Genomic DNA, 10782 nt, shown 5'->3' with positions numbered 1-10782 from the left:
CCGGCTAAGCGTAGCGCGAGCCGGGAGATTCACGGGATGAAGATATCAGAACGCGGTTTTGGCGAAGCCGGTCATCTCTTTAAGGCCCATTTCGCGGCCCAGCGCGGTCATCGGGTGGACAACAACCAGACCGCGTACGCTTTTCTTGAGCTTACCCATATCGGCCTGCTCTTTTTTGGTGATGGCGCGGCGATGCGGCATGCTCATCAGCTTTTGCGCTTCTTTGCTCAGCTTCTGGCCCTGAACCTCACGCAGGCGAACGAGTTCCGTCTCAATGGTGGCTTTCTCTTTTTCCAGCTCGGCGTATTTTTCTGCGGCGTCGACCAGGGACAGGTCGGCCTGCTGGTGGTGGATAGCGTCGAGACGATCGCTCAGACGTTTAATTTCGTTTTTTTCGACTTCTTTCATGGTGGCTTAATCTATTAAGAAAGGGGCGTTATCAGACTATAGTATGTGCTGTCGCTTGGGTTGTGGGTAGTTATTTATCAAAACGTCGCCGTTTTTTGCTCATAACAACCGCAGCGGCATATTATAACTTATTGAACATAAAAATTATTTTAATCCAGAGTTGGCGAATATTCATTTCTGTGAAGCCTGACGGCCATTCAGCACGTTTTCCTCATCTGAAACCCTGTTTTTGGCTAATCCTTAATAGGATCATTCCCCCAAAAGAGGAGAGCGTGATGGCGAAAATAGGCGACAGCGTACCGCGCATTATTGATAAAGCCGTAGATTTTATGGCTTCAAGTCAGGCTTTTATGGAATATCTAAAAAAATCTCCGCGTTTGCAGCATATACCGCCGGATATCCCGGCAGATAAAGAAGCGCTATTTCTGCGGCGTCTTGAGTATTATCGTCAGCTTTATCGGCCGACGTGCGACCAGCAAGAGCCAGAATCAGAGCGTTGATTTTTGAAAGGCTTTTTTTAAGCTGATTTTAGAAATCAGCTCGGTCAGAGATAGCATCATTGTGGAACGTACGACCTGCTGGTAGCGCAGCTTTTGCATTGCCAGCAGTTCAGCATCGCTCTCATCAAATTGCGGCGTGGGCGGCAGGGCGGCGACGCAGTGCAGCTCGCCAAACGGTCCGAGGATCTCATCGTCGGTAAAGCTATACTCATTACCGTCGTGATTCAGCTCTTCGCGCAGGGCCATCAGCAGTTCAGCGTCTTCATATTCGGCGCGGCTAATCACCCCAAGGCCGTAAATCAGCTTCAGGCGTACAGAAAGGTCGCCAAGCGGCCCGTCGCCGTCCAGCAACGGCTCCACTGCGTATTTCACCGCGTAGTCGTCTTTACGGAATACCTGAAGCACCAGAATATTGACCGCTTCCGTCAGCAGTTCAACGGTGGCGATCAGGAAGCTTCTTACGGTTTTGCCAGCATTCAGACGTTCAAGCACACGGTTTTCAAATGCCTGTGTTTCTTCCATTATTGCCTGCATATCTGACATGAGTAATGGGCGCGGTTCGGACCGCGCCAGGTCTTGCCTCATTTGGTGGCGTTATAGTCGTTAACGGCTTCCGCCACCACCTCGCTTGCTGCGTCCAGACCCGAAATCTGCGCCAGCGCGGCCTGTGGGCCTTTCTCGGCAATCAGCGCCGCCAGTTCCTGCGCCTGCGGGTCTTCTTCGCTGCGGAAGTGCATGGCAGCGGCGATCCCTTTCACCAGATTGCGGTGCGGCAGGCCGTATTCCAGCGTACCGAGCAGCGGCTTAATTAAGCGGTCGCCCGCGCTCAGTTTGCGCAGCGGCTGGCGGCCAACGCGCTCAACGTCATCCTTCAGATACGGGTTCTCAAAACGACCGATAATTTTCTGGATGTAAGTGGCGTGCTTTTGCGCATCAAAGGCATAGCGTTTGATCAGCACCGCGCCGCTCTCTTCCATGGCGCCTTTGACCACGGCGCGAATGTGCTCATCAAGAATCGCGTCGCGAATCGTCTGATGACCCGCCAGTTTTCCGAGGTAGGCGGTTATAGCATGTCCGGTGTTTAAGGTGAATAGCTTACGTTCGACAAATGCCATCAGGTTATCGGTTAATTCCATACCTGGGATGTTCGGCAGTTCGCCTTTGAACTGGGTCTTATCGACAATCCACTCGCTGAAGGTTTCCACGGTGACTTCCAGCGGATCGTGAGTGGCGGAAGCCGACGGCGGAACGATGCGGTCAACGGCGGAATCAACGAAGCCGACGTTGGCTTCAACCCAGGCTTTGTCTTCTTCGGCGAGGGCGTTAAAAACGTGACCCTTCAGCTGGGTGGTGCCGCGGACCATGTTCTCGCAGGCGATGATATTCAGCGGGGCGGTAATCCCCTGCGCCTTACGTTTGGCCAGGCCTTTGGCAATCGCCGGGGCGATGCGTTCCAGCACGACCGGGCCGACGGCGGTGGTCACCAGATCCACGCTGGCAATCAGCTCTACAACTTCGTCGCCGATGCTGCTGACGGCGTCAACGCCGGAAACGGTATCGACCTGCTCATTCTCGCCGACCACATGAACCTGGTAGCTATGACGGGCATTCAGGGCATCGAGCACGACCTGATTTACATCCGCAAACGTCAGCTGTATCCCCGCGTCCGCCAGCAGTTTGCCGATAAAGCCACGACCGATATTACCTGCGCCAAAATGTAATGCTTTCATAGTATTAACCTTCAATTAATGTTTTTACCTGAGAGGGCTGGGGTCAGGCGTTTCCCTCACCCCAACCCTCTCTCCCCACGCATAAGGAGAGAGGGGGGCGTTGCCCGGCGTACCGCCGGGTGACGGATTACGCTTTCAGCAGCGTCAGAACTTCTTCAACGCTGGTGGTTTTTGCCAGACGCTCAATGACCGATTCATCGTCCAGCGCGTTGGTCAGGCTGGTAATCACCTGGATATGCTCGTTATTACGCGCGGCAATACCGATAACCAGGCGAGCCACCTCGTCCTCTTCTTCGCCGAAGCGTACGCCTTCCGGGTACTGGCAGAAGACGATGCCGGTTTTCAGAACGCGATCTTTGGCTTCGATAGTGCCGTGCGGGACCGCGATGGACTCACCCAGATAGGTGGAGGTCAGCTTTTCACGATCCAGCATCGCCTGGACGTATTCCGGCTCAACGTAGCCGCCTTTCACCAGCTGCTCGCCGGCAAACAGAATCGCTTCTTCTTTGGTCGCGGCTTTACGACCGAGGAAGATGTTTTCCGCGCCGAGTTTGAACAGATTGGTGTCAGACGCATCGAAGCTGTCTTTCAGGCTGTCGCGGACTTTCTCTTCGTTATCCGTGTGGCGCTGCGCCGAAACCAGACGTTCGGTCAGGCTGGTGTACAGGCCGCTGTCGAGGAAGTTGGTCAGCGAAATATGCTGCGCCTGCGGCACCTGACGCATCGCACGCTCGGTCAGGTCGCGGTGGGTGATGACCAGGTCAACATCCGGCGGCAGGTTGTTGATCGCACTGTTAGTCACGGAGATGTTGCTCAGCCCGGCATCCTGCACTTTTTTACGCAGCACGCCTGCGCCCATCGCGCTGGAGCCCATACCGGCGTCGCAGGCGACGATGATTTTACGCACGTGGCTCAGGTCGTTCGCGACATCGCCAGCGGCCAGCGGCGTGGCGCCGCCTTTGGACTGCGCTTTCATATCCTGCATGCGACGGGTCGCGGCTTCGATATCATCTTCTTCTTTAACTTTGCTGGTTTTCAGCAGCACGGCTGCGACCACGAAGGAGACGGCCATCGCCGCAATAATCGCCGCGATGTTAGCAAAGTAAGCGCCTTTCGGCGTCATCGCCAGCACGGCGAGGATAGAACCCGGAGAAGCCGGAGAGACCAGCCCGCCGTTGAGGATAGTCAGGGTGAATACGCCGGTCATCCCGCCGAGGATAACGGCCAGAATCAGACGCGGGTTCATCAGCACGTACGGGAAGTAAATCTCGTGAATACCGCCGAGGAAGTGGATGATTGCCGCACCGCCTGCAGACTGTTTCGCGCTGCCGCGGCCGAAGAACATATACGCCAGCAGGACGCCCATCCCCGGACCCGGGTTAGCTTCAATCAGGAAGAAGATGGATTTGCCCAGCTCGTGGGATTGCTGAATACCCAGCGGCGAGAAAATACCGTGGTTAATGGCGTTGTTGAGGAACAGGATTTTCGCCGGTTCAACAAAGATAGAGGCCAGCGGCAGCATCTCGTGCGCCACCATGAAGTTAACGCCTGCGGCCAGAATTTTCGACAGGACTTCAACCGCCGGGCCAATACCGAGGAACGCCAGAATGGCGAGGATCATACCGATGATGCCCGCGGAGAAGTTATTCACCAGCATCTCAAAACCGGATTTGATCTTACCGTCTACCCAGACGTCGAATTTTTTAATTGCCCAGCCGCCCAGCGGACCGGCGATCATGGAGCCGAGGAACATCGGCATATCCGCGCCGACGATAACGCCCATGGTGGTAATCGCGCCGACCACGCCGCCGCGCTCGCCGCCAACCAGCTTACCGCCGGTATAACCGATCAGCAGCGGCAGCAGATAGGTGATCATCGGACCGACCAGCTTCGCCAGCGTTTCGTTCGGTAACCATCCTGTCGGAATGAATAGTGCGGTGATAATACCCCACGCGATAAACGCGCCGATATTTGGCATCACCATATTGCTGAGGAAACGACCAAAGCTTTGCACTTTGATCTTGATATCGGATGACATAAAACACCCCTTCTTCTGTTTTTGCTATCGGCAGGCTGAAAGCCCGAGGCTTGTTGTTAATAAGGCGGCAGAGGTAGCCGGGCCCTGAGTGATAGTGCGAAATCTGGCACTGAATCGTTAAGCTGTCCAGTCGGTGGATTTTTATGTGATTTGGATCACACAAATATAGGGCGATGACGGTCTTTTGTAGTGATCTCAATCACAAAATGGATGTGTAAAAAAACAACAGACCGGGTTTTAAGGGGGGATAATGCATTTTTATGTGATGAAAATCACAAATTTACTTTGACGTTTTGTTATTTGTTTGTGATGTCCATCACAAAATATTTTCACCAGGATTTAGCCCGGTGTGATCTCGCGCAGGTTATGCCGCGTTCCGCTTGCCGATACGTCACTCAGTAACGCAATCGCTTAAAGAACATTTTAGTCGTCAATGGCGAAAATGATACGGGTGAATTATGCTCATTTTGTCGGCCCTTTTTTTCATCCGGCCCGGCACACATCCTGAAAATAATTAGCGTAAATCCGAGGAAATTATGTTTCTCAATTATTTTGCGCTCGGCGTTCTGATCTTTGTATTTCTGGTGATTTTTTATGGAATCATCATTCTTCATGATATTCCTTACCTGATCGCGAAGAAACGTAATCACCCGCATGCCGATGCGATTCACGTCGCGGGCTGGGTGAGCCTTTTTACGCTGCACGTCATCTGGCCGTTTTTATGGATCTGGGCCACGCTTTACCGGCCAGAACGCGGCTGGGGCATGCAGCATCGGCGGGACGAGACGCCGTCTGAGGCGGCGGAAGAGGGGGACGACATCAGCGAACTGCGCCGGCGGGTTATCGCGCTCGAGCAGCAAATAACCGGTCTCAGACCGTCAGCTCAACCTCCTTCGGTGGAGAAATAACTCATGGATCTGCTGATTATTTTGACCTATGTGGCGATTGCCTGGTCGATATTTAAAATATTTAAGATCCCGGTAAATAAATGGACGGTTCCCACCGCGGCGCTGGGCGGCGTATTTATTGTTAGCGCGCTTATCTTATTAATGAACTACAACCATCCGTATACCTTTACCGCGCAAAAAGCGGTTATTTCTATTCCTATTACGCCGCAGGTTACCGGGGTGGTCAGCAGCGTCACGGATAAAGCAAATCAACGGGTTAAAAAGGGCGAGGTGCTGTTTACCATCGATCCGGTGCGTTATCAGGCGCGGGTGGACCGGCTACAGGCCGACCTTGTTACCGCGCTGCACAGTATCAATACCCTTAAAGCCCAGCTTTCTGAGGCTCAGGCCAACACCACGCGCGTTTCGGCGGAGCGCGACCGTCTGTATAAGGATTATCAGCGCTACCTGAAAGGAAGCCAGGCGCGGGTCAATCCGTTTTCGGAAAGCGATATCGATAATGCCCGGCAAAACTACCTCGCCCAGGATGCGATGGTGAAAGGATCGGTGGCGGAGCAGGCGCAAATTCAGAGCCAGCTCGACAGCATGATAAACGGCGAACAGTCGCAGGTGGTAAGCCTGCGCGCGCAGCTGGCGGAGGCGAAATATAACCTCGATCAGACGACCGTGCGCGCGCCCAGCGATGGCTATATCACCCAGGTGTTAATTCGTCCTGGGACCTATGCCGCCTCGCTGCCGCTGCGTCCGGTGATGGTCTTTATCCCCCAGCAAAAACGGCTGATTGTGGCGCAGTTCCGCCAAAATTCGCTGCTCAGGCTGGAGAAGGGCGACGATGCTGAAGCGGTGTTCAACGCGCTGCCGGGACAGGTCTTTCGCGGCAAGCTGGTGAGCATCCTGCCAGTCGTACCGGGGGGAACATACCAGGCGCAGGGCACGCTGCAGGCGCTGACGGTGACGCCGGGCACCGACGGCGTGCTGGCGACCATTGAGCTGGAGCCCGATGCCGCCGTAGACGCCCTGCCTGACGGCATTTACGCCCAGGTGGCGGTCTACTCCGATCATTTCACCCACGTTTCGGTGATGCGCAAGGTGCTTCTGCGGATGACCAGCTGGATGCACTATCTCTATCTGGACCATTAGCGGGGTCGGTCCGGCATGAGATGATTTCTCTCTCTGCTATTTGCCTGCGCCTGCGCCATACTTACTACTTTGTTGGCGAAAGGAGCAGGCAATGAAACTGATCGGCAGCTACACCAGTCCCTTTGTGCGCAAAATTTCCGTCATACTGCTGGAAAAAGCGATTCCCTTCGAGTTCGTCAACGAATTCCCGTACCACGAGACCAACGGCGTGGCGCACTACAATCCGCTGGGAAAAGTCCCCGCGCTGGCCACCGACGACGGTGAATGCTGGTACGACTCGCCCATTATTGCGCAATATCTGGAGCTGCTCGGCATCGCGCCGGATATGCTGCCTGCGGCGCCGAAGGCTGCGCTGAAATTGCGTCAAATTGAAGCGCTGGCTGATGGCGTGATGGAGGCTGCGCAAACGCTGGTACGGGAGAAAACGCGCCCGGCGGCCCAGCAGTCGGAAAGCGAACTGCTGCGCCAGCGTGAAAAAATTGCGCGCGGGCTTGATGCGCTGGAAGGGTATGCCAGTGACGGGACATTACGTCCTGATGAGGTTAATCTGGCAACCATTTCCGCAGCCTGCGCCATTGCTTATCTCAATTTCCGCCGTGTCGCTCCGGGCTGGTGCGCCACCCGACCGAAGCTGGTGCGCCTGGTGGATTCCCTCTTTCAGCGCGCCAGCTTTGCGCGCACTGAACCGCCGGTGAGTTGACCCAGACAGGTAACAGTTTTTGCGCGGAGGCATTACAATTGCCGCTCATTTGTTGACTCCCTCTCCCGTCGGGAGGGGGGAAAATAGGTTCATTCATGACTAGCGAAATTCGTGCGCTTTATACCCGGCTTCCGGCCATCGACCGTTTACTCCGCGACCCCGCATTTTCACCGCTGTTGATGCAATACGGTCACGCCCAGACGGTGGCGCAGCTGCGTCAGATGCTGGACGAGGCGCGGGAATACATCCGCCTGAACCAGGCGCTGCCGGACTGGTGCGAAGCATGGCTAATGGAGACCTCGCGTCGTTTGACGCAGCGACAGCAGAGCGCGCTGCGCCCGGTGTTCAACCTGACCGGTACCGTGCTGCACACCAACCTTGGGCGGGCGATTCAGGCGGAAGCGGCGGTTGAGGCGGTGACCCAGGCGATGCGCGCGCCGGTGACGCTGGAATACGATCTTGACGATGCCGGACGCGGCCACCGCGATCGCGCGCTGGCCGACCTGCTTTGCCAGATCACCGGCGCGGAAGACGCCTGTATCGTCAACAATAACGCGGCGGCGGTGCTGCTGATGCTGGCGGCAACCGCCGGCGGCAGTGAGGTGGTGGTGTCGCGCGGCGAGCTGGTGGAGATCGGCGGCGCGTTTCGTATTCCCGACGTGATGCGCCAGGCGGGCTGCGTTCTGCATGAAGTCGGGACCACCAACCGCACCCACGCGAAAGATTATCGTCAGGCGGTGAATGACAATACCGGCCTGCTGATGAAGGTGCACACCAGCAACTACAGTATTGAGGGCTTTACTAAAGCGGTCGATGAAGCGGCGCTGGCGGAGATTGGCCGCGAACTCAATATCCCGGTGGTGGCCGATCTCGGCAGCGGCTCGCTGGTGGATTTAAGCCAGTACGGCCTGCCGAAAGAGCCGATGCCGCAGGAGATGATTGCCGCCGGCGTCAGCCTGGTGAGCTTCTCCGGCGATAAACTGCTGGGCGGCCCGCAGGCGGGAATTATCGTCGGTAAAAAAGCGCTGATCGCGCGTTTGCAGAGCCATCCGCTTAAGCGCGCCCTGCGGGCGGATAAAATGACCCTCGCGGCGCTGGAGGCCACGCTGCGCCTCTATCTGCATCCGGAAAAGCTGGCCGCTGAACTACCGACCCTGCGTCTGCTGACTCGCCAGGCGGACGAGATCCGCCTGCAGGGCGAGCGCATGCGGGCCGCGCTGGCTGCACATTATGCTGATTTTGACCTGCGGGTCGAGCCATGCCTGTCGCAGATCGGCAGCGGCTCGCTGCCGGTGGACCGCTTGCCCAGCGCGGCGTTGACGTTGACTCCGCGCGATGGGCGCGGCAGTCGGCTGGAAGCTCTGGCGGCACGCTGGCGTCAGTTGCCCGTGCCGGTTATTGGCAGGATCTACGATGGCCGCCTGTGGCTGGACCTGCGCTGTCTTGAGGATGAATCCCGGTTTATGGAGATGTTATTGAGATGATTATTGCCACCGCCGGACACGTTGACCACGGCAAAACCACGCTGCTGCAGGCGATTACCGGTATCAACGCCGATCGCCTGCCGGAAGAGAAAGCGCGCGGGATGACTATCGACCTCGGCTACGCCTACTGGCCGCAGCCCGACGGGCGGGTGCTGGGTTTTATCGACGTTCCCGGCCACGAAAAGTTTTTGTCCAATATGCTGGCCGGCGTCGGCGGTATCGATCACGCGCTGCTGGTGGTGGCCTGCGATGATGGCGTGATGGCGCAAACCCGCGAACATCTGGCGATCCTCCAGCTTACCGGGCAGCCAACGCTAACCGTGGCGCTGACCAAAGCGGACCGCGTAGAAGCGGCGCGGATTGAGGAGGTGGAGGCGGAAATCGACGCGGTGCTGGCGGAGTTCGGCTTTACCGGCGCGACCCTGTTTGCCGTCGCGGCGACGGAAGGACGGGGCATCGCCGAGCTGCGCGAGCATCTCCTGCAGCTCTCCGCGCGTGCGCACCCGCAGCATCAGCGCTTTCGCCTGGCCATCGACCGGGCATTTACCGTCAAAGGCGCGGGGCTGGTGGTTACCGGGACCGCGTTATCCGGCGAGGTCAACGTTGGCGATACGCTGTGGCTGACCGGCGTGGATAAACCGATGCGCGTGCGCGGTCTGCACGCGCAGAATCAGCCGGTTGAGCAGGCCTGGGCCGGCCAGCGCATTGCCCTGAATATTGCCGGCGATGCGCAAAAAGAGGAGCTCAACCGCGGCGACTGGCTGCTGGCGGTACCGCCGCCGGAAGCCTCTGAGCGGGTCATCGTTGAACTGCAGTGCCATACGCCGCTTAGCCAGTGGCAGCCGCTGCATATCCACCACGCCGCCAGCCACATTACCGGCCGCGTGTCGCTGCTCGAAGGCGCGCTGGCGGAGCTGGTTCTCGATACGCCGCTGCGGCTGGCGGATAACGACCGTCTGGTGCTGCGCGATATTTCCGCGCGCCTGACGCTGGCCGGTGCGCGAGTGGTGACCCTCAATCCGCCGCGCCGGGGCAAGCGTAAGCCGGAGTATTTACAGTGGCTGCACGCGCTGGCCGCCGCGCAGGGCGATGACGTCCAGGCGCTGGATATTCACCTTCAGCGCGATGCGGTGCGCCTCGATGATTTCGCCTGGGCGCGTCAGCTCAGCCGCGAGGGCCTCAACGCGCTGATTCACCGCCCTGACTATCTGCAGGCGGGAAATAGCCTGCTGAGCGCCCCGCTCGCCGCGCGCTGGCAGCGGAAGCTGCTCGATGCCCTGGCGCGCTATCACGATCAGCATCGCGATGAGCCAGGACCGGGCCGCGAACGCCTGCGGCGTATTGCGCTGCCGATGGAAGATGAAGCGCTGGTGCTGCTGTTGATTGAGCAGATGCGCGAAAGCGGCATTGTTCACAGCCACCACGGCTGGCTGCATCTGCCGGAGCATAAAGCGGGCTTTACCGACGAGCAGCAGGCCATCTGGCAGCGGGTTGCCGGGCTGTTTGCCGATGAGCCATGGTGGGTGCGCGATCTGGCGCGGGAAGCCAACGTAGAAGAGTCGTTAATGCGGGCGGTATTACGCCAGGCGGCGCAGCAGGGGATGATTACCGCGATCGTGAAAGATCGCTACTATCGCAACGATCGGATTGTGGCGTTTGCCAAAATGATCCGCGATCTGGATCTGGAAAGGGGCTCAACCTGCGCGGCGGATTTCCGCGATACGCTGAACGTCGGGCGCAAGCTGGCGATTCAGATCCTCGAATATTTCGACCGCATCGGTTTTACCCGCCGTCGCGGCAACGATCATATTCTGCGCGATAAGGCATTGTTCCTTTAGCATAAGCAGGTAGTCCCGGGTCGCGGCGTGAACGCC

The 10782-nt window shown here is 57.6% G+C and carries 10 protein-coding genes; 6 read left to right on the top strand and 4 right to left on the bottom strand.

Annotation, left to right across the window (positions count from 1 at the left end; genetic code table 11):
• Positions 1 to 45: 45 nt before the first annotated feature.
• The gene (locus CDA56_RS00305) at positions 46 to 408 is read right to left on the bottom strand and encodes a YibL family ribosome-associated protein (RefSeq protein ID WP_004855454.1); all 363 of its coding nucleotides are present in this window, start codon (positions 406 to 408) and stop codon (positions 46 to 48) included.
• Between the two features lie 275 nt (positions 409 to 683).
• Here CDA56_RS00305 and CDA56_RS00300 point away from each other — a divergent pair, with 275 nt between their 5' ends.
• Positions 684 to 908: a hypothetical protein gene (locus CDA56_RS00300; RefSeq protein ID WP_004855451.1), complete on the top strand. Its 225-nt coding sequence runs from the start codon at positions 684 to 686 to the stop codon at positions 906 to 908.
• Here CDA56_RS00300 and mtlR read toward each other — a convergent pair.
• From mtlR to mtlA, 3 genes are all read right to left on the bottom strand, one after another.
• Entirely contained in the window at positions 897 to 1493 is a 597-nt protein-coding gene (mtlR, locus tag CDA56_RS00295; RefSeq protein WP_014227228.1) for a mannitol operon repressor MtlR, read from the bottom strand. The genes CDA56_RS00300 and mtlR overlap by 12 nt on opposite strands.
• A complete protein-coding gene (mtlD, locus tag CDA56_RS00290; RefSeq protein ID WP_102803682.1) occupies positions 1490 to 2638 on the bottom strand; it encodes a mannitol-1-phosphate 5-dehydrogenase in 1149 nt (382 codons plus the stop codon). The genes mtlR and mtlD overlap by 4 nt, the downstream gene beginning before the upstream one ends.
• A 127-nt stretch (positions 2639 to 2765) precedes the next feature.
• Positions 2766 to 4676 carry a PTS mannitol transporter subunit IICBA gene (gene mtlA / locus CDA56_RS00285; RefSeq protein ID WP_004855446.1) on the bottom strand — a complete coding sequence of 637 codons (1911 nt, stop codon included), beginning with the start codon at positions 4674 to 4676 and terminating at the stop codon, positions 2766 to 2768.
• A gap of 536 nt (positions 4677 to 5212) precedes the next feature.
• Between mtlA and CDA56_RS00280 the strand changes: the two genes are divergently transcribed.
• From CDA56_RS00280 to selB, 5 genes are all read left to right on the top strand, one after another.
• Positions 5213 to 5584 carry a DUF3302 domain-containing protein gene (locus CDA56_RS00280; RefSeq protein ID WP_103814471.1) on the top strand — a complete coding sequence of 124 codons (372 nt, stop codon included), beginning with the start codon at positions 5213 to 5215 and terminating at the stop codon, positions 5582 to 5584.
• Between the two features lie 3 nt (positions 5585 to 5587).
• Positions 5588 to 6724, top strand: a complete 1137-nt coding sequence (locus tag CDA56_RS00275) for an HlyD family secretion protein (RefSeq protein ID WP_004855442.1) — start codon at positions 5588 to 5590, stop codon at positions 6722 to 6724.
• A gap of 91 nt (positions 6725 to 6815) precedes the next feature.
• A complete protein-coding gene (locus tag CDA56_RS00270) occupies positions 6816 to 7424 on the top strand; it encodes a glutathione S-transferase (protein ID WP_103814473.1) in 609 nt (202 codons plus the stop codon).
• Positions 7425 to 7519: 95 nt separating this feature from the next.
• Entirely contained in the window at positions 7520 to 8908 is a 1389-nt protein-coding gene (gene selA / locus CDA56_RS00265; protein ID WP_049082798.1) for an L-seryl-tRNA(Sec) selenium transferase, read from the top strand.
• The gene (gene selB, locus CDA56_RS00260) at positions 8905 to 10746 is read left to right on the top strand and encodes a selenocysteine-specific translation elongation factor (RefSeq protein WP_049082797.1); all 1842 of its coding nucleotides are present in this window, start codon (positions 8905 to 8907) and stop codon (positions 10744 to 10746) included. Before selA ends, selB begins: the two co-directional genes overlap by 4 nt.
• Positions 10747 to 10782: the final 36 nt, after the last annotated feature.

Origin of the sequence: Klebsiella michiganensis (assembly GCF_002925905.1) — a bacterium.
Classification (GTDB): Bacteria; Pseudomonadota; Gammaproteobacteria; order Enterobacterales; family Enterobacteriaceae; genus Klebsiella; species Klebsiella michiganensis.
This window is presented reverse-complemented; position numbering and strand designations above follow the sequence as displayed.

Bases quoted from the DNA above. Each gene is read 5' to 3' on its own strand.
- CDA56_RS00305 (WP_004855454.1), bottom strand. From the start codon at position 408: ATGAAAGAAGTCGAAAAAAACGAAATTAAACGTCTGAGCGATCGTCTC.
- CDA56_RS00300 (WP_004855451.1), top strand. From the start codon at position 684: ATGGCGAAAATAGGCGACAGCGTACCGCGCATTATTGATAAAGCCGTA.
- mtlR (WP_014227228.1), bottom strand. From the start codon at position 1,493: ATGAGGCAAGACCTGGCGCGGTCCGAACCGCGCCCATTACTCATGTCA.
- mtlD (WP_102803682.1), bottom strand. From the start codon at position 2,638: ATGAAAGCATTACATTTTGGCGCAGGTAATATCGGTCGTGGCTTTATC.
- mtlA (WP_004855446.1), bottom strand. From the start codon at position 4,676: ATGTCATCCGATATCAAGATCAAAGTGCAAAGCTTTGGTCGTTTCCTC.
- CDA56_RS00280 (WP_103814471.1), top strand. From the start codon at position 5,213: ATGTTTCTCAATTATTTTGCGCTCGGCGTTCTGATCTTTGTATTTCTG.
- CDA56_RS00275 (WP_004855442.1), top strand. From the start codon at position 5,588: ATGGATCTGCTGATTATTTTGACCTATGTGGCGATTGCCTGGTCGATA.
- CDA56_RS00270 (WP_103814473.1), top strand. From the start codon at position 6,816: ATGAAACTGATCGGCAGCTACACCAGTCCCTTTGTGCGCAAAATTTCC.
- selA (WP_049082798.1), top strand. From the start codon at position 7,520: ATGACTAGCGAAATTCGTGCGCTTTATACCCGGCTTCCGGCCATCGAC.
- selB (WP_049082797.1), top strand. From the start codon at position 8,905: ATGATTATTGCCACCGCCGGACACGTTGACCACGGCAAAACCACGCTG.